This window comes from Xanthomonas sp. NCPPB 1754 (assembly GCF_041475725.2).
Lineage (GTDB): Bacteria > Pseudomonadota > Gammaproteobacteria > Xanthomonadales > Xanthomonadaceae > Xanthomonas > Xanthomonas euvesicatoria.
In genome coordinates this window covers 328,708-350,806 of sequence record NZ_CM192982.1, presented here as the reverse complement: position 1 = coordinate 350,806, position 22,099 = coordinate 328,708, and the positions used below count along the sequence as shown (strand labels likewise).

17 protein-coding genes, 1 other RNA gene and 2 pseudogenes are annotated in these 22,099 nt (G+C 66.4%); 13 read left to right on the top strand and 7 right to left on the bottom strand.

Annotated elements, in window-relative coordinates; all coding sequences use genetic code 11:
• Positions 1-178: 178 nt before the first annotated feature.
• Complete coding sequence (locus ACCQ15_RS01555; protein WP_277575256.1) at positions 179-1,099, bottom strand: alpha/beta fold hydrolase; 921 nt, start codon at positions 1,097-1,099, stop codon at positions 179-181.
• Positions 1,100-1,188: 89 nt separating this feature from the next.
• Here ACCQ15_RS01555 and ACCQ15_RS01550 point away from each other — a divergent pair, with 89 nt between their 5' ends.
• Positions 1,189-1,617, top strand: a complete 429-nt coding sequence (locus ACCQ15_RS01550; RefSeq protein ID WP_008575614.1) for a MerR family transcriptional regulator — start codon at positions 1,189-1,191, stop codon at positions 1,615-1,617.
• Between the two features lie 19 nt (positions 1,618-1,636).
• Here ACCQ15_RS01550 and ACCQ15_RS01545 read toward each other — a convergent pair whose 3' ends face one another.
• The gene (locus ACCQ15_RS01545) at positions 1,637-2,923 is read right to left on the bottom strand and encodes an MFS transporter (RefSeq protein WP_372381130.1); all 1,287 of its coding nucleotides are present in this window, start codon (positions 2,921-2,923) and stop codon (positions 1,637-1,639) included.
• A gap of 96 nt (positions 2,924-3,019) precedes the next feature.
• Between ACCQ15_RS01545 and ACCQ15_RS01540 the strand changes: the two are divergent.
• Together ACCQ15_RS01540 and ACCQ15_RS01535 are read left to right on the top strand one after the other, a co-directional pair.
• A pseudogene (locus tag ACCQ15_RS01540) lies at positions 3,020-3,397 on the top strand (LysR family transcriptional regulator); the annotation flags it as partial.
• A 68-nt stretch (positions 3,398-3,465) separates the two neighbouring features.
• Positions 3,466-4,568, top strand: a protein-coding gene (locus ACCQ15_RS01535) for an IS3 family transposase (protein ID WP_372381129.1) whose coding sequence is annotated in 2 segments (ribosomal slippage) — positions 3,466-3,712 and positions 3,712-4,568 — 1,104 coding nt in all. Because the reading frame shifts where the segments join, the coding sequence is not laid out codon by codon here.
• A 26-nt stretch (positions 4,569-4,594) separates the two neighbouring features.
• Here ACCQ15_RS01535 and ACCQ15_RS01530 read toward each other — a convergent pair.
• Positions 4,595-5,064: pseudogene (locus tag ACCQ15_RS01530) on the bottom strand (hypothetical protein); the annotation flags it as partial.
• Positions 5,065-5,396: 332 nt separating this feature from the next.
• Between ACCQ15_RS01530 and ACCQ15_RS01525 the strand changes: the two are divergent.
• Positions 5,397-6,065 carry a VOC family protein gene (locus tag ACCQ15_RS01525; RefSeq protein WP_029818337.1) on the top strand — a complete coding sequence of 223 codons (669 nt, stop codon included), beginning with the start codon at positions 5,397-5,399 and terminating at the stop codon, positions 6,063-6,065.
• A gap of 137 nt (positions 6,066-6,202) precedes the next feature.
• On the opposite strand, the gene ACCQ15_RS01520 is transcribed toward ACCQ15_RS01525, so the two are convergent.
• The gene (locus ACCQ15_RS01520) at positions 6,203-7,015 is read right to left on the bottom strand and encodes a TatD family hydrolase (RefSeq protein ID WP_071118472.1); all 813 of its coding nucleotides are present in this window, start codon (positions 7,013-7,015) and stop codon (positions 6,203-6,205) included.
• A 210-nt stretch (positions 7,016-7,225) separates the two neighbouring features.
• On the bottom strand, positions 7,226-8,143 hold the full coding sequence (locus tag ACCQ15_RS01515; RefSeq protein ID WP_008575625.1) for a LysR family transcriptional regulator: 918 nt from the start codon (positions 8,141-8,143) through the stop codon (positions 7,226-7,228).
• A 125-nt stretch (positions 8,144-8,268) separates the two neighbouring features.
• Between ACCQ15_RS01515 and ACCQ15_RS01510 the strand changes: the two genes are divergently transcribed.
• The 8 genes from ACCQ15_RS01510 to gvpU all read left to right on the top strand — a co-directional run bounded on the left by ACCQ15_RS01510 (position 8,269) and on the right by gvpU (position 19,106).
• Positions 8,269-9,321 (top strand): Rieske 2Fe-2S domain-containing protein, encoded by a 1,053-nt coding sequence (locus ACCQ15_RS01510; protein WP_011346019.1) that lies wholly within the window; start codon positions 8,269-8,271, stop codon positions 9,319-9,321.
• A gap of 17 nt (positions 9,322-9,338) precedes the next feature.
• The gene (locus tag ACCQ15_RS01505) at positions 9,339-10,295 is read left to right on the top strand and encodes a PDR/VanB family oxidoreductase (RefSeq protein WP_218507538.1); all 957 of its coding nucleotides are present in this window, start codon (positions 9,339-9,341) and stop codon (positions 10,293-10,295) included.
• Between the two features lie 365 nt (positions 10,296-10,660).
• Positions 10,661-11,974 carry an NCS2 family permease gene (locus ACCQ15_RS01500; RefSeq protein WP_338338830.1) on the top strand — a complete coding sequence of 438 codons (1,314 nt, stop codon included), beginning with the start codon at positions 10,661-10,663 and terminating at the stop codon, positions 11,972-11,974.
• A gap of 127 nt (positions 11,975-12,101) precedes the next feature.
• Positions 12,102-13,652, top strand: a complete 1,551-nt coding sequence (locus ACCQ15_RS01495; RefSeq protein ID WP_372381128.1) for an adenosine deaminase family protein — start codon at positions 12,102-12,104, stop codon at positions 13,650-13,652.
• A 151-nt stretch (positions 13,653-13,803) separates the two neighbouring features.
• Positions 13,804-14,946 (top strand): nucleoside hydrolase, encoded by a 1,143-nt coding sequence (locus ACCQ15_RS01490; protein ID WP_046931962.1) that lies wholly within the window; start codon positions 13,804-13,806, stop codon positions 14,944-14,946.
• A 437-nt stretch (positions 14,947-15,383) separates the two neighbouring features.
• Positions 15,384-16,844 carry an AtzE family amidohydrolase gene (locus ACCQ15_RS01485; protein ID WP_011346014.1) on the top strand — a complete coding sequence of 487 codons (1,461 nt, stop codon included), beginning with the start codon at positions 15,384-15,386 and terminating at the stop codon, positions 16,842-16,844.
• The gene (locus ACCQ15_RS01480; RefSeq protein ID WP_372381127.1) at positions 16,844-18,424 is read left to right on the top strand and encodes a gamma-glutamyltransferase family protein; all 1,581 of its coding nucleotides are present in this window, start codon (positions 16,844-16,846) and stop codon (positions 18,422-18,424) included. The genes ACCQ15_RS01485 and ACCQ15_RS01480 overlap by 1 nt, the downstream gene beginning before the upstream one ends.
• Positions 18,425-18,647: 223 nt before the next feature.
• A complete protein-coding gene (gvpU, locus tag ACCQ15_RS01475; protein ID WP_008572349.1) occupies positions 18,648-19,106 on the top strand; it encodes a gas vesicle accessory protein GvpU in 459 nt (152 codons plus the stop codon).
• Between the two features lie 4 nt (positions 19,107-19,110).
• Here the strand turns inward: gvpU and ACCQ15_RS01470 are convergent.
• A non-coding RNA gene (locus ACCQ15_RS01470) (sX9 sRNA) lies at positions 19,111-19,187 on the bottom strand.
• Positions 19,188-19,424: 237 nt separating this feature from the next.
• Positions 19,425-20,312 carry an alpha/beta fold hydrolase gene (locus tag ACCQ15_RS01465; RefSeq protein ID WP_372381126.1) on the bottom strand — a complete coding sequence of 296 codons (888 nt, stop codon included), beginning with the start codon at positions 20,310-20,312 and terminating at the stop codon, positions 19,425-19,427.
• A gap of 366 nt (positions 20,313-20,678) precedes the next feature.
• Between ACCQ15_RS01465 and ACCQ15_RS01460 the strand changes: the two genes are divergently transcribed.
• On the top strand, positions 20,679-21,611 hold the full coding sequence (locus tag ACCQ15_RS01460; RefSeq protein ID WP_122273420.1) for a LysR family transcriptional regulator: 933 nt from the start codon (positions 20,679-20,681) through the stop codon (positions 21,609-21,611).
• Positions 21,612-22,099 lie beyond the last annotated feature (488 nt).

The window sequence follows — 22,099 nt, the reverse complement described above, 5'->3', positions numbered from 1 at the left end:
CATAGCTGTGCACATCACACCGTCGTCGACAAGTGAAGATTTACACCGAATACGCGCAACGCGCCGCCCTGGATGCGGGCACGCAGACGGTACGGCATCACGCCATGGCCGCGCAGGTGGTTTCGAGCCGTTCGCGGTGGGGCATGTTGTGGCTGCCGGCGCTCAATGCGCGGCGCGTTCAGTGCTCGACAAAGCGCAGCAGATCCTGATTGAAACGCGCGCTGTCCTCCAGGAACGGCGCATGCCCGGCATCCGGATACAGCACGGTCTGCGCGCGCGGCTGCAGCTGGCGCGCACGCGCCACGGTCGGCTCGGTGGCGACCAGGGCATCGCGCGCGCCGTACATCAGCAGCACCGGCAGGCGCGTGCGCTGCAGGCCGCCGACATCGATCGACATGCCTTGCACGGCACGCTGCATGTCCCACGAGGCCAGCGATGCGTTGGCCAGCAAGGTCTCGAACACCGGCACCGCCGGTTGGGTGGCAAAGCACAGCCGCAGGAAATCCTGCACCGCCTGCAGATGCGTACGCAGATCGGGCGAAACCAGATCGCGATAGACCGCCGGATGCGCGCCCAACTGCTCTGCGCGCAGTTCGATCACACCGTCGACGTACACCACGCCGGCAAGCCCGGTATCGCCATATCGGCTCAGGTAGTTGCTGATCACCGCGCCGCCCAGGGACCAGCCCACCAGGACCGCCTGGCGCGCGTTTGCGGCCTTCAGCACGGCAGCCAGGTCGTCGGCCCAACGCATGCCGTCTTGATACGCCGATGCGGCAGCCGGCCTGCCGGAAGCGCCATGCCCGCGCAAATCGTACGTAATCAGCCGATACCGCTGCAGGCGCACATCGGCCAGTTGTGCATCCCAATTGATGCGACTCCCGAGCAGGCCATGCACGAAGACGATGGCCGGGCCATCGGTGGCGCCGTGCTCCTGCACCGCCAGGCGCACGCCATCGGGTGCGGTGACGGTATAGCTACGTGCGGCCGCAATGGCGCCCGGGCTGGCTGTCGCCCACATCGAGCATATCAACAACACACACGCCAACAGGTAGCGCAGCGGCAGCATGCGGCTGCCGGGCAACAGGCGAACGGACATCGGGTGAGCTCCAGACGAATGAGAGCCGTGATCGTGCAGCCTCACACCAATGTGAGGGTCAAGCCGTGCGCGCAGCGTATGCTTGGCGCATGGCCGCTTGCTCCGAACCCTTGCTGCGCATTGGTGCGCTGGCGCAACAAACCGGCGCCAGCGTGCGTTCGATCCGTCATTACGATGCGCACGGGTTGCTGACATCCTCGCGCAGCGCCAACGGCTACCGGGTCTTTCCTCATGCATGCATTGCACAGGTGCGCCAGATACAGCGCCTGATTGCAACAGGTTTCAACCTGGATGAGATTGTCGGCTTTCCTGAGTGCATGCGCCTGGTGGAAGGCGCGCAGATGTGCCCGGAAACCGCGCCGGCGCATCGCGCGCGCCTGCAGCTGATCGAGCGCCAGCTGGCCGATCTGGAGCGGCGGCGTGCGCATCTGTTGGCAACCTTGGCGCAGGCAGCCGGGGATGCAACGGCCGCCACGTCTTCAGCCGCGCAAGCCACACGGCGCCAGCGGGCGCGCTAGAAGCGTCGGGCGCGCTGCATCACTCGCCCCGCGCAGGATGCGGGGCAAACCGGCCATAGGGGCGTGCATCGTCGGCACGTTGGCGCAGCACGTATGCCGACGCAAGCGCCAGCATCAACAATGTCAGGCACATGCCGACCAACGCGGCCCAGCCGCCGTGTTGCCAGAACCAGCCGCCGAGCGCGCCGATCACGCTGGAGCCGGCGTAATACGCCAGCAGATACAGCGACGCGGCATGGCTGCGATGCGCACCACCGAGCCGGCTCACCCATGCGCTGGCGGCCGAATGCGCGATGAAGAACCCGATCGTCACCACCACGATGCCGGCCACCACCAACGCCAGCACGTGCGCCAGGGTCAGCGCCACGCCGAGCCCGCACAGCACGATGCCGATCGTGACCACTGGCCCGCGCCCGAACCGGTCCGATGCCGCACCGGCCACCGAGGAACTGACGATGCCGAACACATAGGCACTGAAGATCATCCCGATCTGGCTCTGGCTCAAGCCGAATTCCGGCCCACCCAGGCGAAAGCCGGCGTAGTTGTACAGGCACACAAACACACCCATCAACAGGAACGGCAGCGCGAACAGAAACGGCAGATTGCGATCGCGCAGGTGCCCGGCCCAGGCGCGCAGATGGAAGCGCAGGTTGATGCCGTGCCGGCGCACGAAATTGCGCGACGGCGGCAGCAACCAGAAGAACGCCAGCGCGCACAGCAGGTCAAACACGCTCAACACCGCCAATGCGGTGCGCCAATCGGTGTAGTCGGTCAGCACGCTCATCACGATGCGCCCGCTCATGCCGCCAAAGGCATTGCCGGCCACGTACAGGCCGGTGGCCGCCCCCATCTTGTTGGCCGGCAATTCTTCGCCCAGGTACACCATCGCCACCGCCGGCACCCCGCCCAGCGCGATGCCGGACAAGGTACGCACCACCACCAGCGCGCCCCAGTGCGGCAGGAACGCAGCAATCAGATTGAGTCCTGCCGCCAATGCGATCGACACGAACATCAATCCGCGCCGGCCCAGGTTTTCCGACACTGCGCCAGCACCAAAAATCGCCAGCGCCAGCGCACCGGTCGCCAGCGACAACGGCAGCGAGGCGGTCGCTGGGTCCACCTTGAAGGCACGCGCAAATTCCGGCAACAGCGGCTGCACGCTGTACAGCAGCGAAAAGGTCGCAAAGCCGGCCAGAAACAGCGCCAGGCGAATGCGCACCGCTGCAGGTGCGTCGGCGTCGGCGTCGGGGCCGGAACGGGTGGGTGGGTCAGGCAACAAACCCGGGCGATGATCGGAGAAAGACACGGCAGTGCACGTGTGACGTGGGAAGGGGAGTATTCGCCTGCCGCCACCCCCTGTCCAATATATGATGCTGGCAGTTGCCATATCTGGAACAGATGGATGGAGCTGCGCCACCTGCGCTATTTCCTCGCGGTTGCCGAAGAAGGCAACTTTACCCGTGCCGCCGCGCGCGTGGGCATTGGCCAACCGCCGCTCAGCCAGCAGATCCAGACCCTGGAACGCGAGCTGGGCACGCCGTTGTTTCGGCGCACCCACAGCGGCGCCGAGCTCACTCCGGCTGGCGAGGCGTTTGTGGGCGAGGTGCGGCGCGTGCTTGCCGATGTGGAACGCGCCGCCGAAACCGCACGCCGGGTGGCGCGTGGCGAATCCGGACGGTTGCGCCTGGGCTTCACCGCCTCTGCCGCCTTCAGCCCGGTGGTGCCGCGCCTGATTCGCGACTTCCGCCGCAAGTGGCCGCAGGTGGAGTTGCTGCTGGAACGACGCCCCCCCGATTTTGAGTAGCACCTCAGTTTGGAGTCCAATTCCCTAACTCGAGGAGATTGGACGTGAAGAAGCGTTTTTCTGAAGAACAGATCATCGGCTTCCTGCGCGAAGCTGATGCCGGTGTGGCGATCAAGGACCTGTGCCGGCGGCATGGCTTCAGCGAGGCTTCCTATTATCTGTGGCGCAGCAAGTTCGGCGGGATGAGCGTGCCCGATGCCAAGCGGCTCAAGGACCTTGAGTCCGAGAACGCGCGGCTGAAGAAGTTGCTGGCCGAGCAGCTGTTCGAGAACGACCTGATCAAGGATGCACAGCGAAAAAAGTGGTGAGCGCACCGGCGCGTCGCATGCTGGTGCGCGAGTGGATCGGGCGTGGTGCCAGCGAGCGTCGTGCGTTGGCAGTGATCGGCATGAGCGCCAGTGCGCTGCGATATTGCCCGCGCGAAGATCGCAACGTCGAACTGCGCGAACGCATCTGTGCGTTGGCGCATCGCCATCGCCGTTATGGTGTGGGGATGATCTATCTCAAATTACGACAGGAAGGACGCATCGTGAACTACAAGCGTATGGAGCGGTTGTACCGCGAGCAGCAGCTGCAGGTCCGGCGCCGCAAGCGCAAAAAGGTGCTGATAGGAGAGCGTCAGCCGCTGCTGCGGCCATCGCAGGCCAATCAGGTGTGGTCGATGGATTTCGTGTTCGACCGCAGCGCCGAAGGCCGAGTGATCAAGTGTCTGGTGATCGTGGACGATGCAACCCACGAAGCGATCGCCATCGAGGTGGAGCGCGCAATCTCGGGCCATGGCGTGACACGCGTGCTGGATCGGCTGGCGCACAGTCGCGGCTTGCCACAGGTGATCCGCACAGATAACGGCAAGGAGTTTTGCGGCAAAGCGATGGTGGCCTGGGCACATGCGCGTGGCGTGCAGTTACGGCTGATCCAGCCTGGCAAGCCAAACCAGAACGCCTACGTCGAATCGTTCAATGGCCGGCTGCGCGACGAATGCCTCAACGAGCACTGGTTCCCAACCCTGCTGCATGCGCGTACCGAGATCGAACGCTGGCGACGCGAATACAACGAGGAGCGACCCAAGAAGGCCATTGGCGGCATGACGCCATCTGCGTATGCCCAACAGCTGGCCAACACCGATATCATCAACCCCGGACTCTAAACCCGGCCGCTACTCAGAGCGGGGGGACGTCGAAAATCCAGCAGTGTGCGTTCGATTCGGTGAAGGTGGCGCTCAGCGATATAGCTACCTTCACCGCCCATGCGCTCCAACGCCTGTTTGTCCCGGTCAATGATTCCCTTGAGAATATCGAGATTGAATGCTTGCCGGCCGCCAACACCTGTTCTCGCGCAGCGTTCCTGAAGACTCCGCCACTGGTCTTCCAGAATGATCGCGCGCTGTAGCATCGATTGGCGTTGCTCGGTCAACTTTTCCAACTTCGATTGGGGCGCGACTGGGCGGTGGGTTGGCTCCTACTCCCGGAGGGTCTGCGGGCCGGTCGCTCCAGGGATGACAGCCACATATCGGCAATCTGGCGTCCTGCGCAACCCTCGACGGCAGTGTGCTCCTGCGGCCCAGCCGTCATATTTCCTGCATGCGGCATGGGGTTGCTGGTGGACGCTTCGGCAGTGCCATGCTCCGGCAACGCGGGCGCCATGTTTGCAGAGGGTATGCGTAGGCAGTTTCCCATTTGTACATCTCCCATGCTTTTCTAAAGCATAGGCAATGATGCGCACGCCGCGTCCACGCCGATGGAAATCCCGCTTGCGTATGCGAAGGCCCGGCCTGCGAAGCAGCGAACTGTCGGGCAACTAACGAGTGGCTGTGAACATTGAAATTGATCGATGCCAGCAATTGCAGGCAAAACTAAGCCAGGTCAGCCCGCAGGCCGGCACTTACTCACCACCGGTTACGACGCGCAGAGTGAAACGCTTGACCTCAACTGCGCTTGAGGTCGTTCAATGCCGGTTTTCCAACGACATTGCCGCCATGCATCTGCGTCATCTGGTACTGCCCTGCCTGGACCCCGACCTGACCCTGCGCTTCTACCGCGATGTACTGCAGTTGCCCATCCATGGCAACGCGGTGCGCATCGGCTGGAGCACACTGGAATGCGTGCAGGCGCAGCGGCCGGTGGGCAGCGTGCATCTGGCCTTCAACGTGGCCCCGTCGCGCTTCCAAGCCGCTGCGCAGTGGATTGGCGCACGCGCCACCTTGCTGAGCGATGCACACGGTCGCGAGCATTTCGCCCTGGACGGCGTGTGGCAGTCGCACTCGGTGTACTTCGCCGGGCCCGATGGCGCAGTGCTGGAGTTGATCGCGCGCAATGCCTTGCAGGATGCACCGGTCGGTAAAGGCCAGTTCGGCGGCGAAGAACTGCGGTGCCTGAGCGAAATCGGCCTGCCTAGCAGCAATGTCGAGGTGGTGACGCGCAGCCTGGCGCATCACTTCGGCCTGCAACCCTTCGCCCCGCCGCTGGAGGGCTTTGCGGCCTTGGGCGATGACCACGGCCTGTTGATCGTGGTCGACCAGCGCCGGCGGTGGTTTCCGCAACAACGGCAACTGCCCTGGGCCGACGGCCTGCGCATCAGCGTGGACGCGCCAGAACCCGGCCTGCGCCTGCGCGATGCGCAGGGGTGGGAATTGCTGGCCGCGTAAACTTCCGCGCGCAGCTCGATCCACTCAGCGCCGCGCACAGCAGCACTGCGCTCACCGCCGGCAGATACGGCCGGCTCGGTGCGGCACGTGTGCACTGCGGTAACAGCGCGCGATTGCAGCACGATTGCGAAATGCTGTCAGCCGCTCGTGGCGCTGGCAGGCTCCGGCAAGCGGAAGAACGCACGCGCCGCGGCCGTGCTGTTGGCGGCGGTCACCGCGACATCTTCACCACGATCGCGCGCCAGCTCTTCGACGATGTGCGACAGGAACATCGGCTCGTTGCGGCGGTCCTTGGGCATCGGCTTGAGCGTGCGCGGCAGCAGATACGGCGCATCGGTTTCGATCATCAACCGGTTGGCCGGAATGTTGCGCACCAGCTCGCGCAGGTGCGCACCGCGGCGCTCATCGCACAGCCATCCGGTGATGCCGATGTAGTAGTCGTGGTCCAGATACGCGAACAGTTCGTCGCGCGTGCCGGTGAAGCAGTGCACCACCGCCGCACCCAGGCGGCCTTCGAAGCTGCGCATGATGGCGATGAAATCCTCATGCGCGTCGCGCTGGTGCAGGAACAGCGGCTTGCCGTTATCGGCGGCCAACTGCAGCTGGCGTTCGAAGGCCTTGTGCTGCGCAGGGCGCGGCGCAAAATCGCGGAAGTAATCCAGCCCACACTCGCCCACTGCCACCACCTGCGGATGCGCCTGCAGGGTACGCATTTCCGCTTCGCATTCGGCAGTGAATTCCACTGCGTGATGCGGATGCACGCCGGCGGTGGCGTAGAGAAATCCGGGGTGTTGCTGCGCCAGTTGCAGGGCCAGCGGCGAATGCTCGCGGCTGGCGCCGGTAATCAGCAGCTGCGCCACCCCGGCATCGCGTGCGCGTTGCAGCACCGCATCGCGATCGCGATCGAACGCGTCATGGGTGAGGTTGGCGCCGATATCGATCAATTGCATGCTGCGGTATCGCCTGAAAGAACAGGGGTGATTGTACTGGGTGAGGTTGCTCATCCGCCCTGCGGGCACCTGCTCCGGCAGGCGGGGGAAAGAACATCCGTAACGGGATCTGCATGCGGTCAGCGGTGCCTGCAGCCACGAGCCTGCACGAACGCACGGCCTTTTCCCTGCGGGAGAGGGGCAGGGATGAGGGCCGCCTGCGCGACACACTCACCCCACCGCCGGCACCGCCATCGCATCGATCTTTGCCGCCAGCGCCTGGATCGCCAGCTGCGCCGAGCGCGAGAGCTGCCGCTGCGGGGCCACGCATAGCGCCAGCGTCATCGGTTTGGTCAGGTGCTGACGAAACGGCACGAAGGCCAGGCGCCCGTCGGCCACGTCCGGGGCGGCGTCCAGCCACGACATCAGCCCCACGCCGGCGCCGGCACGCACCAGGCCGCGCAGGGTGCGCACGTCGTTGCAGTGGGTGAGCCGCTTCACATCGATGTGCTGGCGCTGGTACAGCACCTTGGCGTGCTCGCCGACGATCAACGGCGCGGCCGGCAGCAACAGACGGTGCTCCAGCGTCTCGCTCAGCTGCAGCTCGGTACGGGTGCTCAACGGGTGCCCCACCGGCATCGCAATGCCGAGCGGAATGTCCGCAAACGCGCGCACCTCCAGGTCCACGCTGCTGACCGGGTCCAGCAGCAGGCCGATATCCACATCGGCCGAGGTCACCATTTCCATCACCCGCTGGTTGCGCGCGGTGGACAGGTTGAAGGTGATGCCCGGGTACTCCTGCACCAGCGCGGCCACCGCCGCGGGCACCACGCCTTCGCTGAGCGCGTCGATCATGGCGATCTCCACATGCCCCCGGCGCAGGCCCTTGAGCTCGTCGAAGCGCTCCAGGGTGCGTGCGTATGCCTTCTCCCAGCCGCGCACGTCCACCAGCAACAGCTCGCCGGCGGCGGTGAGCCGCAGCCGGCCGGGCAGGCGTTCGAACAGCTGGGCGCCCAGTTCTTCTTCGGCCTTGAGGATCTGCCGGTCGATCGCCGACGCCGACACGTGCAACACCTCGGAGGCCTTGCGGATGCTGCCGCAGCGGGCCACTTCGATGAAATACCGGGTAAAGCGCGAAAAGGTCAGCATGCGGCGGGGCTCGGTTGGCGTTGCATTTTTTGCAATGGCTGGGCTGAAAATCGATGTTTGATCACACACCCCCGGCTTCCTAGAGTCAATCCGGCACCGCTCCCGCCCCACGCCAGAGACCGCCCATGGATGTCGCCGTCCCCGCCCTGCCGCTGCACTGCACCTTCGAGGCCGCCGATTGGCAGCGCCTGGCCCGGCACTGGCATGCGGTGGCGCTGAGCAGCGAGGTGAGCGAAGCGCCGTTCAAGGCCACCCTGCTGGACGAGCCGCTGGTGTTGTACCGGCTGGGCAGCGAGTTGGTGGCCGCGCGCGACGTCTGCCCGCACCGCGGGGTGCCGCTGAGCATGGGCACGGCCGATGGCGGCGGCGTGGTGTGCGCCTATCACGGCCTGCGCTTCGGCGCGGGCGGGCGCTGCAACCATATCCCGGCCAGCCCCAGCCAGAACATCCCGGCCAGGATGCGTCTGCACACCTATGCGGTGGCCGAACGCTACGGGCTGATCTGGGTGTGCCTGGCCAAGCCGGCCGGGGTGAGCGATGCGGACATCCAGATTCCACCGATGCCGGGCTGGGACGAAGACGGCTTCCAGCAGATCGTCTGCCCGGCCTTCGACATCGGCGGCAGCGCCGCGCGGCAGCTGGAAGGATTCATCGACGTGGCGCATTTCGCCTTCGTGCACACCGCCACGTTCGCACAGCCGGACAAGCGCGAAGTGCCGGCCTACACCACCACCGAAACGCCGACCGGCTTCAACGCCGATTACCTGAGCACCGTGGCCAACTATTCGGTGGACATGCCGCTGCCCGACGTGGCGCCGGACTTCCAGTGGCTACGCCACTTCGAAGTGCATCTGCCCTTCACCGCCACGCTCACCATCCACTTCCCGGTACCGGGCAAGCGGTTGGTGATCATGAATGCCGCCAGCCCGGTGTCCAAGCACGCCACCCGGCTGCTGGTGCCGATCGCGCGCAATTTCGACACCCATCTGCCGGTGGAAGACGTGCACGCCTTCAACCTGCGCGTGTTCGAAGAAGACCGCGCCATGGTGGAAGCGCAGCGGCCGGAGTATTTGCCGCTGGACCCGCTGCTGGAAGTGCACATTCCCGCCGATCGCAGTTCCATCGCCTATCGCCGCGGGCTGCGCAGCCAGGGCTATAGCGACTTCTTCCTGCGCTGACGGCCGAGGACACCCGCATGAGCCTGCATGAAGTGCGCGTTGCCGACGTCGTCGATCAGGGTCACCGCCAGCGCGCGATCCGGCTGGAACCGGTGGGCGCGCAATTGCCGGCCTTCGAGGCCGGCGCGCATGTCGACCTGCATCTGCCGGATGGCTTGGTTCGCCAGTATTCGATCGCCAGCGCGCCGCATGTGCGCGACCACTATCTGCTGTGCGTCAAGCTGGCAGACGCCTCGCGTGGCGGCTCACGGCATCTGTGCGAACAGCTCGCAACCGGCGACCGCCTGCGCATCTCCACACCGCGCAATCTGTTTCCGCTGCACCCCGGCGAGCGCCATGTGCTGCTGGCGGCCGGCATCGGCATCACCCCGCTGCTGTCGATGGCCGAGGCGCTGGAAGCGCGCGGCGAGGCCTTCGTGCTGCACTATTACGCGCGCCGGCATGCGGATGTGGCGTTTTCGCAGCGGCTGCAACAAGGCTTTACGCATGGGCAGGTGTACCTGCACCTGAGCGATGGCGGGCAGAGTCCACGCGTGCATGTGCCCGAGGAACTGCGCCAGGCACGTGCGCGCGACCAGCTGTATCTGTGCGGGCCGGCGGCGTTCATGGACCACTTCACCGTGCTGGCAAAGGCGCATGGCTGGACGGCGGCGCAACTGCATCGCGAACACTTCGCCGCCGCGCCCAGCCTCGCCCACGATGCCGACAGCGCGTTCGAGGTGGAACTGGCTGCCAGCGGCCGCGTGGTGCAGGTGCCGGCCGATTGCAGCATCGCCAGCGCCCTGCGCGATGCCGGTATCGAGGTGCCGCTGTCGTGCGAACAAGGCATGTGCGGCGCCTGTCTGACCGGCGTGCTGGCTGGCACGCCAGATCACCGCGACAGCGTGCTCAGCGACGCCGAACGCGCCGCCAACCGGCAGATCACCGTGTGCTGTTCGCGCAGCCGCTCGCCACAGTTGGTGCTGGATCTTTGAGCTCGGTCGTCGCGGCGCCATTGCGGTTGTCATTCACCTCGCGCAGCCTGACGCCTCGCTTGCCCTTCACGATGGCAGGCGACACAGCGCGCCATCGCCCACGGCACGTGCGCTGCCATGCGTGCAGCGGCGGCGCGGCATGCGCCGCAACGATGCGCGATGCCGCGTGACGCTTCCGCGCACCTGTGTGCAAACGCTCCTGCAGCGCAATCCGTGCCCGATGCCCGTGGCAAGCGCAGCGCAACAGGGCAAGATGGGCCGCCCGCGTGCGTGCCCTGCCACGCACCCCGCCCCGTATCGATGAGATCTCTGCCGATGTTCGTTTGTCCTGCCGTCAACCGGCTGTACGCCCCGAGCGCATGCTGATGCGCTGGCCCGGTTTTGCGCTTGCCGCCAACGGCAGCAGCGTGCGCACCGAACTGCTGGCCGGTGCCACCACCTTCCTGACGATGGCGTACATCGTCTTCGTCAATCCCGACATCCTGGCCACCACCGGCATGGATCACGGCGCGGTGTTCGTGGCCACCTGCCTGGCTGCAGCACTGGGTTCGCTGCTGATGGGCGTGCTGGCCAACTACCCCATCGGCATGGCGCCCGGCATGGGCCTGAACGCATTCTTCGCCTTCAGCGTGGTCGCCACATTGGGCTACAGCTGGCAGCAGACTCTGGGGCTGGTGTTCGTTTCCGGCTGCCTCTTTCTGCTGCTCACCGTCACCGGCGCGCGGCGCTGGTTGGTGGATGGCATTCCGCCCACCTTGCGCAGCGCCATTGCGGCGGGCATTGGCTTGTTCCTGGCCCTGATCGGGCTGCAGAAGGCCGGGCTGGTGGTGGCGCATCCACAGACCTTGCTGACCTTGGGCGATCTGCACCGGCCCGAGCCGCTGCTTGCGCTGGCCGGGTTACTGCTGATCGGCGTGCTGGAAGTGCGCCGCGTGCGGGGTGCCATGTTGCTGGGCATTCTTGCGGTGACCGGCGCGGCGCTGGCGTTGGGGCTGGTGCGCTACCAAGGCGTCCTGGCGCTGCCGCCAAGCCTGGCGCCCACCTTGCTGCAGCTGGATATCGTCGGCGCCTTGCACGGCCATGGCGGCGGCGGTGCGCTCGCTGCGGTGCTGCATGTGGTGCTGGTGTTCGTGCTGGTGGAAATGTTCGACGCCACCGGCACGCTGATGGGTGTGGCGCAACGCGCCGGCCTGCTGCACACGCCCGCGCAGCGCCGCCAGTTCGACCGCGCGCTGCTTGCCGACAGTACCGCCATCCTGGCCGGCTCGCTGCTCGGCACCTCCAGCACCACTGCCTATGTGGAAAGCGCCGCCGGCGTGCAGGTGGGCGGGCGCACCGGCCTCACCGCGCTGGTGGTTGCCGCCTTGTTCTTGCTTGCCCTGCTGTTCTCGCCGCTGGCCGCGATGGTGCCGGCCTACGCCACCGCACCCGCGCTGATCTACCTGGCCTCGGTGATGCTGCGCGAATGCACGCAGATCCAGTGGGACGATGTGGGCGACGCCTTGCCGGCCGCCATCTGCATGCTCGCCATGCCGCTGACCTATTCCATTGCGACGGGGCTTGCGTTCGGCTTCGTCACCTATGCCGCGCTCAGGCTCGGCAGCGGCCGCTGGCGTGGGGTGCACCCGGCCACCTGGGCCATCGCGTGCTTGTTCGTGCTGCGCTATGCGCTGGAATGATGCGCGCCTCCACGTGTTCCAGGTCTGCTTGCCGGCGCGTACGTGGGTGGCTTCGGATCGCGCTGGTGGGCACGCTATGGGGCCGCCGGCCGTCGCACGCCACCGTCTCTCAAAACGAGTCTCCTGCATGCCATTTGTTTGCCGCTGTCTGATCCTGAGCGTGTGGGCGTGCTTGCCCGTTGCCGTGCACGCACGGCCAACACCAGCACCGGCGCCTGCGCAACAACGCCAACTGCAGGTGTCGCAGTTGTTCCGTGAGGCGGCCGCGCAGCCGGCACAGCTACGCACTTGGCTGCAGGCCATGCCGAAAGGTGGCGACCTGCATAACCACCTCTCCGGTTCGGTGTATGCGGAAGACTATCTGCAGTGGGCCAGCGACGATGGCGCCTGCGTGCAACTGGACGACCTGAGCCTGCGCGCGCCGCCCTGCGGGGCCGGCCAGGAGCCGGCGGGCGGCCTGGCGACCCGCAATGCCGCGCTGTACGGGCGGATGGTGAATTCGCTGTCGATGCGCAACTTCCTGCCAGGCCCAACGCACCCCAGCGGCCACGATCAGTTCTTCAGCACCTTCGGCAAGTTCGATGCGGTGGTCCGCACCCGCGTTGCCGACACCGTCGCCGCAGTGCTGGAGCAGGCCGCACGCGACCGCGTGCCGTATGTGGAAATCATCGCCAACCCGCCGCAGATGGATCAGGCTGCCAAGCGCATGCAGTTACTGCCGTGGAAGGGCGAAGACGACGCAGCCAATCTGCGTGCGTTGCAGCCCGACCTGGCGCCGCTGGTGCAGGCCGCGCAGCGCAACCTTGCCGACATCGACGCGCAGGTCCGGCGCGTACTGCGTTGCGACCAGGCCGATGCACGCCCCGGCTGCACGGTCGAGTACCGCTATGTTCCGTATGTGCTGCGCGTGCTGCCGCAGCCGATGGTGTTCGGGCAGATGGCGCTGGCGCATGCGCTGATCGCGGCCGGCGGCAGCCGCGCGGTGGCGCTGAACATCGTCGCGCCGGAAGACAATCCAGTGGCGCTGGCCGATTACGCACGGCACATGGCGATGTTCCGCTTCTTCGCAACGCGTTATCCCGGTGTGCCGCTGTCGCTGCATGCCGGCGAGCTGGCGCTGGGGCTGGTGCCGCCGGCGCAGCTGCGCTCGCATATTCGGCAGGCGGTGGATGCCGGTGCACGCCGCATCGGTCATGGCGTGGACCTGCCCTACGAAGACGATGCGGAGACACTGCTGCAACGCATGCGACGCGATCAGGTTGCGGTGGAGATCAACCTCACCAGCAACGATGTGATCCTGGGCGTCAAGGGCATGGCGCATCCGCTGGCGCTGTATCTGCGTGCCGGCGTGCCGGTGGTGTTGTCCACCGACGATGCCGGCGTCTCGCGTGCGGACATGACCCACGAGTACCAACGCGCGATGCAGGAACAAGGCCTCGACTACCCCACGCTCAAACAGCTGGCCCGCAATGGCCTCACCTACAGCTTCCTGCCGGGCACCAGCCTGTGGGATGCCGACGGTAAAGTTGCGCAGGCCTGCGCCACTGCGTTGCAGCGCGAAACCGATGACGCTGCCTGTCGCGCATTCCGCCAGGGCAGCGAGAAGGCGCGGCTGCAATGGCAGCTGGAAACCGACCTGGCCCAGTACGAGCGCACGCTATTGCTGCAACACAGATAGCACCGACAACGACATGACATATGCAACGTAGGAGCGCGCCCGAGTACGAACGGGCTTAACCGGTAACGCACCGTCGCGCGCAGACACGCTCCCACAAATGCCTCTCTCCATCGCCGTTGCAACGCCTTCAACCTTCCACGACAAGAACGCAATGAACGATCCGCACCGCCCCTCATCCAGACGCCGCGTCATTCTCGAAGACGACATCGACGGCTTCACGCCCGCACAGCTGCTGCTGTTGCAATCGCCCGACGTGCAGGTGCTGGGCATCAGTGCCGTCAGCGGCAATATCTGGCGCGATGAGGCGCTGGCGCATACCTGCCGCCTGCTGGAACTGGCTGGCCATCCGCAGATTCCAGTGCTTCCCGGCCCGGTGCATCCGCTGCTCAACAGCGAGTTGGCCACCGAGCGCTGGGAAGCGCTGTACGGCAAACTCGTCTGGAAAGGCGCATGGACCAGGCACTGGGTGGACGGGGACACCGTGCAAAGCGCGCCGCGCTATCACGCCCACGATGTGGTGCCCGAGCTGGCATTGGGCAATCCCAGCGTGGTGCGCCCCGCAGACGAGCCGGCCGCGTTGTTCATGCTGCGCATGGTGCGTCAATACCCGGGCGAGGTGAGCATCATCGCAACCGGCCCGTTGACCAATCTGGCACTGGCGCAATCGCTGGACCCGTCCTTTGCCACGTTGGCGCGCGAGCTGGTCTATATGGGTGGCAGCCTCAATCCACGGCAGCAACGCAACAGCGTGAGTGCGCAGCAATTCGCACGCGAGTTCGTCAATTCGCCGCGACGCGAATTCAATATCCGCTGGGACCCGGAAGCGGCCAGCATCGTCATGCGCGCGCCGTGGCGGCAGATCACCATGGTGCCGGTCGACCCCTCCACCGCCACCGAACTCACCGCCGAGTTGCTGGCGCGCATGAGTGCGGCCGACACCACGATTGGCCATGCACTGCGCCGCCGCGAGCCGGGCTTTCCGATGTGGGACGAACTGGCCACGGCCGTGTGGCTGCGCCCCGACTTGGCCACCCGCACCGAAACGCTGTACGTCGACACCAACACCGCCTTCGATGCCGGGTACGGCGACATCTTGTCGTGGGCACCGGGGTATCAGCCCGGGCTGGGCGAGCAGGCGCAGACGGTGGTGCATGCGGTGGACGTGCCGGCATTCGAACAGCTGCTGGTCGACCGCCTCACCGCGCCGCAACCACCGGCAGTGGGGTTACCACTTCCCCTTTTCCCATCGGACCTCGGTCCCCTTGATGGAACAAGGTGCCCGCAGGGCGAATGAAGGTTCGATATGCGGATGACAGTGCTGCATCGGTAGAGTCGCTGGTGAGGAATGTGGAAACAAATGCCTGGCACATCTCCAACTGCCGTGACAGCCTCGCCCAACGCCGCCAGCGCCCCAGCCCGCGTTTGCGATGCGAACGCTCCCATGCACGCGCACCGGTGGCGCGCAAACCGTGCCTTCTCGCTCCGCGGGAGAGCCGTTCGATCAGGACGTGAGACAGAAAGACGCGCGATGACGCTGCTGCATGATTAGATCGAATGCCGGAAGCTGCACGTCTGCGGTCTTTGCGGTCACAACGACCGCGTAACGGTGACGCGCAATCCCGACAGCCTCGTGTCGGCTCTCAACGCATCAGCCAGCACGTTTGCACGACCCGCACGCCAAGCACACAAGCAAATCTCAACTCCCCAATCCCCGCTTCCAACAGGTGATCCATGCAACTCCCCGCGCAATGGCAGGCAGGCGTCGATCGCAATACCGAAGTGCTGCGTGGGCACGCGCAGCTGCTGGCCAGCTTCCATGCGCCGCCTGCAACGGCACACGAGGGCGGCGGTGCGCGCGGCCAGATTGCCTCCATCGTCAGCACCACGCGCAGCCAGCCCACGCTGGCCGCGCGACTGGCCACCCAGACGCTGACGCGCATCAACCAGGCCAACGACCGCCTGTGCGCCATCACCCGCCTGCTGCCGGCGCGTGCCGCGGCTGATGCCGCGCGCGTGCAGGCCGCGCTTGCCGGGGGCAGCGACGGGGGCGCGTTGGCCGGCGTGCCATTCGTGGTCAAGGACCTGTTCGACGTCGCCGGGCAGGTCACCACCGCCGGCGCCGCGGTGCGTGCGCACTGCCCGCCGGCCAGCCGCGATGCGGCGGTGGTGCAACGGCTCAGCGACGCCGGGGCCGTGCTGGTGGGTACCGCCAACATGGACGAATTCGCGTACGGTTTTGCCACCGTCAACGCGCATTACGGCACCACCGCCAATCCACACGATCTCCAGCACCTGGCGGGCGGCTCGTCGGGCGGCTCGGCGGCTGCGGTGGCGGCCGGGCTGGTGCCGTTCGCGCTTGGCTCGGACACCAATGGTTCCATCCGCGTGCCGGCCGCGCTGTGCGGCATCTACGGCCTGCGCCCCACGCACGGCGCCGTGCCCCTGGATGGCGTGTTCCCGTTTGTCGACGCACTGGACGTGGCCGGCCCATTCGCCACCTCGGTGGCCGACCTGCGCCGCATCCATGAGGTACTGCGCGGGCAGCCGCTGCCTTCGTGCCATGCCGGCAACCTGCGTGTCGCGCGGTTGGGCGGCTGGTTTGAACGCAATCTGGATCCGGATCTGGAGGCCGGGCTGCAGGCCCTGCTCACCGCCTGCAACAGCCTTTCGTCGATCGACCTGCCGGAGGCCGAACGCGCACGCGCCGCTGCCTTCGTCCTGACCGCTGCCGAAGGCGGGCATCGTCACCGCAGCGCACTCACCGCGCACGGCGCGCAGTTCGACCCGGCCACCCGCGACCGCCTGCTCGCCGGCTTGCAGCTGCCCGCCAGCGCGGTGGCCGATGCGCACCGCTTCGCACAATGGTTTGCCGATGCCATGCACGCGCTGTGGGACCAGGTGGAGGTGCTCATCGCGCCGGCCACCCCGTGCGTGGCGCCACGCATCGACCAGGACACCATCCAGATCGACGGTTTGCCCGTCTCCGCACGCGCGAACCTGGGCATTTTTACCCAGCCACTCGGCCTGGCCGCCTGCCCGGTGCTGGCCGCACCGTTGCCGCGTCCCGGGCGCCTGCCACTGGGCGTGCAACTGATCGCCGCGCCCGGCCGTGAAGACCGCCTGTTTGCGCTGGCCGCGCAACTCGAACGCGACGGCCTGCTCGCCTTCAGCCCGCCGCCGGAGTCACGCTGATGGTGCATACCCTGCGCGCGCGCCGCGGCATGGTGGTCGCACCGCACCACTTGGCCGCACAGGCCGGGCGCGATGTCTTGCGCGACGGCGGCAATGCCGTCGAAGCGGCCGTGGCCACCGCCGCCTGCCTGGCGGTGGTCTACCCGCACATGACCGGCATCGGCGGCGATGGCTTCTGGCTCATCCACGAACCCGATGGCCGCGTGCATGCCATCGATGCCTGCGGCCGCGCGGCGCAGGCGGCAACACTGGATTTCTATCGCGGCCACGCCCACGTTCCGTGGCGCGGGCCAGGCGCGGCCAATACCGTGGCCGGCACCGTCTCCGGCTGGGCGCTGGCCCTGCAGCAGGCAAACGGCAGCGTGTCGCTGCAACGCCTGTTGAGCGATGCGATCCATCACGCCAGCGCCGGCGTGCCGGTCACGCTGGGCGGGGCGCAGATCGCCGCCAGCAAGGGCACAGAACTGCGTCTGCAACCCGGCGCCTATGCCGAGATCTTCGAGCCGCACGGCGTCCCGCTGGGCGAAGGCGCGCTGCTGCACCAGGCGCAGCTCGCGCGCACCCTGCAGCGGCTCGCCGATGAAGGGCTGGAGAGTTTCTATCGTGGCGCGATCGCACACGATATCGCCGCAGACCTGCAGGCATTGGACAGCCCGCTCAGCGCACACGACCTGGCGATCCATCGCGCCGACGTCAGCGTGCCGTTATCGGTTGTCATCCAGGGCGCGCGCCTCTACAACCACGCGCCACCCACGCAGGGGCTCGCCTCGCTGTTGATCCTGGCGCTCTTCGATCGCCTGAAGGTGGAAGACGCAGACAGCTACGCACACCTGCACGGGCTGATCGAAGCCAGCAAGCAGGCGTTCCTGATCCGCGACGCACACCTGGGCGACCCCGCCTGGATGACGCTCGACGCGCAAGCCCTGCTCGACGACAGCACCGCACTCGATGCGCTCGCCGCACGCATCGACATGAGCGCCGCACTGCCGTGGCCACAGCCCTCGCAAGCAGGCGACACCGTCTGGTTCGGCGCCATCGACGCGCACGGCCGCGCGGTCAGTTGCATCCAGTCCACCTACTTCGAATTCGGCTCCGGCCTGGTGCTGCCGCGCACCGGCATCACCTGGCAGAACCGAGGCTGCAGCTTTCGCCTCGCCCCCGATGGCTGGAACGCCCTTGCCCCAGGCCGCAAACCCTTCCACACCCTCAACCCGGCACTGGCCACCTTCGACGATGGCCGCGTGATGGCCTACGGCACCATGGGCGGCGAAGGCCAACCGCAAACCCAGGCCGCCGTGTTCTCCCGCTACGCCCGCTTCGGCATGCCGCTGCAGCAGGCGGTCAGCGCACCGCGCTGGCTGCTCGGCCGCACCTGGGGCGAAGACTGCACGGCGTTGAAGCTGGAAGACCGCTTCGACCCGGCCGTCGTGCAAGCCCTGCGCAACGCCGGGCATGCGGTGGAACTGCTGCCGGCGTACAGCGCGGTGATGGGGCATGCCGGTGCCTTGGTGCGCGAGGTCGATGGCGTGATCAGCGGCGCCAGTGATCCGCGCTCCGATGGGGTGGTGGCGGGGTGGTGACTAGGGCGGTCGTTCCGCTGCGGTCGCTCGCCCCATGCGCGCCATGGGCATGCACCGGGTGAAAGTGTCCATGTGTCGCAAGACCATCGTGCCGAAGCCTTCGTAGCGAACCCAACCACGGCAACCTTGGCGATCCGTGTGCCATGCTTAGGCACGCCAACGGCGCGCCATCCACATCTGCGTTACGGCTAACGCGTCGTCCAATCCACTCAAGGAGAGCAACATGACAGACCAAGATCAACATCAACCGTCGCTGGAAGACGTCAAGCTGGCGTTCGATGGCCAGAGCGTGGATTGGTATCTGCAGAAGCTGGTCGGCATTGCCAACACCTCGGACGTGCAGTTCGGCGTCACGCTGTTTGTCGAAGGCATCGTCATTTCCGGCCAGTTGGTCAGCGGCAAGCGGTATTTCGAGGCATTTGCGCAGGAGTTCTCTGCGGCCTACCCCGGCGCGGCCGATGAAAAAGAAGATATCCGTCGCGCGTTTGCCAGCCACGCCAGCATCTACGATTCCGAAGACGATGCGCAGCAGAGCAGCACGCCGCCGCAGTTCATCCACCTGATCGATGCGCGTTGCTTCTCACCGGGCGGCCAGCCGCTGCCAAGCAACCGTGGCGTGTTGTGGCGCGGCAAGGTCAATGCGGTTTCCGGCTTCACCCTGGGGTCGCTGTCGGCAGACTGAGCGCGGCCAACAACACGTCGCGCGCCGCCGTCAGGTGGGCGCGGAAGGCGCGCTCAGAACCGCAGTGTACGCGTGGTACATGCCGATTCCGGGAACAGGCCGCGCCCGCCTGGCGGCTGCAGTCGTTTTGTTAGCTGCTCCAAGCCCCGTACCGTCTGCTCCAGTGTGAGTGCGCGCCATCTCACACTGGACTACCAACCACATCTCGAAGCAGTGCAAGGCCGCTCCAGAACGGCAGCATTTGGCGATCCTGTGTCAGGCAGCGCCGTTGGACCTCAGCGCACGTTGGCGATGCAGTGGCATCAACACGGCCCCGCGTCATACAGACGGCGCGAGCGTACGCGGCAAGAACTCACTGATGTAGTGCGCAATCTCCACCGCATGCGTCTCCAGTGCAAAGTGCCCTGTGTCCAGCAGGTGCACTTCGGCCTTTGGCAGATCCTTGCGGTAGGCCTGCGCGCCGGCCGGGATAAAGGCTGGGTCGTGCTTGCCCCACACGGCCAGCAATGGCGGCTGATGGGTACGAAAATACGCTTGGAATGCCGGGTACGCTGCCACGTTGCTGCGGTAATCCAGGATCAGGTCGAGCTGGATCTCTTCGGCGCCCGGGCGCGCCATGTAGGCGATATCCAGCATGTAGCCGTCCGGCGACAGTGCCCCGGGCGCGACACCGGTACCGTACTGCCACTCACGAATGGTCTGCGGCGACAACGATGCACGGCAGGCCTCGCGATTGGCGGCGCTTGGCTCACGCCAGTAGGCTTGCCAGGCGTCCCATTGGTCGCTGAAGCCATCCAGGTAGGCATTGCCGTTCTGGCTGATGATGGCGCTCACCCGTTCCGGATGCGCGGCCGCAAGGCGGAAGCCGACCGGTGCACCGTAGTCGAACAGGTACAGGCCATAACGCGTCAGCCCCAAGGCGTCGGTAAAGCCTTCGATCACCTTGTAGAGCGCCTCGAAGGTGTAATCGAACTGCCCACGCGGCGGTGCCTTGGTCATGCCGAAGCCGGGGAGATCCGGGGCGATCAGACGGTATTGGCTTGCCAGCAGCGGCATCAGGTCGCGGAACATGTGGCTGGCACTGGGAAACCCATGCAACAGCAACAGGACCGGTGCGTCCTTGCGCCCTGCTTCGCGATAGAACACCTGGACATCGCCAACCTGCTGGGTGCGATACCTGATGCGCTGGGTGGAGTCGTGGGACATGCTGCCTCCGTCAAGTGGTGGGGTGTATGCGCCGGAAGTGTCGGCTGCACGCAATCTGCCGGCCCCCAGGGCCAGTGCCGTGCCAATCCACCCCAGGCGCAGGATGGAGCGGCGCCCGTGTAACGCCGGCGCATGTTGCCGGTGGGAATTGATGCGTGGGTCGGCGTGCATGCTGGTGCGGCAAAGCGTGTGGAAAGGCGGCCATGCTAGGTGCGCCGGTCCAGCACGAGAACCACCCTGGGATTCAATTGAGCATTGCATCGCACGCAATGCCGCGGCCACTGTTGCGTTTGCATGCGCTGCATGGCGCATGCGGCATCCAGGGGTTGCTCACATCGGGCTGCTAGGCTGCGTGCCCGGTCGAAGGTGATTGTCGAAGTCGAGGCGCAGGTGGACCGCATCCAGGAAATGACGCTGTTTGCCGCGCTGGCCGAGCACACCAGCTTTGCGGGTGTCGCACGCCATCTCGGCATTTCCACCGCCACAGTCACGCGCACCATCGCGCAGCTGGAAGCGCGGCTGGGCGTGCTGCTGGTGGTGCGCAGCACACGCACCATGCGGTTCACCGCGGCAGGCCAGCAGTATGCAAGCGACTGCCGGCGCCTGTTGGCCGAGCTGGAGGATGTCGAAAGCCGCGCCGCTGGGCTGCATACGCTCCCCAGCGGCTTGCTCACCGTGACTGCCCCGCAGATGTTCGGTGCACTGCATGTCACACCTGTCGTAGCGCACTTCCTCAGCCGTTACCCGGCGATGCGCGCACGGACACTGCTGGTGGACCGCGTCGTGCCGCTGCTGGAGGAAGGCATCGATGTGGCGATCCGGATCGGCACGTTGCCCGATTCGTCGCTGACTGCCATCCCGGTCGGCAGCGTCCGTCGCATGGTCTGTGCCTCGCCCGGCTATCTTGCAGAACACGGCATACCGCAGCACCCGGACAGGCTGCCGCAGCATGCAACGATTTCCACTTCCGCGGCCGAACGCGCACCCAAGTGGGCGTTTCGTCTGGATGGCCGTGCGCATGAGGTGGACGTTGCCTCGCGCCTGAGCGTCAGCGCATTCAACGCCGCCATCGTTGCCGCAGTGGATGGGTGGGGCCTCACGCAAGTGCCGTCCTACCAGGTCCGCGAACACCTGCAAAACGGAACGCTGGTCAGCGTGCTGGATGCCTTCGAGATCGCGCCCGAACCGGTGCACGTGGTCCATGTCGAAGGCCGCCGCGGCTCGTCGAAGGTGCGCACCTTCGTGGACGAGTGCGTGGCTGCGTTACGGCACGACCTTGGATGTGCGGACGGCGGTTGAGCGGCGCCAGGCAGCCCCGTCATGCCGTTGGCTGCCGCACGCGCGCGAAGGCGCGCCTGACCGCAGCAGCGCCATGCAGTCGATCGGCCGATGCAGTTGCAGCGCGATCCTCCCGAACTGTATGAACAGCCGCCCCCGCCCCATGAGCACGTTCCGAGGTTTTCCTTCGCGCGGCGTGTGGCGCATGGGCTGCGCGTGACGCAGCACCCACGGCGTTGCGGTGCATTCGCGGCGTTGCCGCCAACCGGTTCGGGCAAGACCGTGGCCGAGGTGCCGCTGACACGCGCACGCGTTCGCCGGATGAGGTTCTCGCAAGGGCACGCCTGCCGCTGGCAGCCCCATGCCATCGGGCCAGGTACCGCATTGCATTTTTTGCAGCACAAGCCCGCGAAAAAACTCTTTGATGGCGACAGGACTGCCTCCCTATAGTCCAAGCGTCACCTCTCCCGCCTGCTCCTGGACCGCTGTTGAAGGCTCCGCGAGCCCCG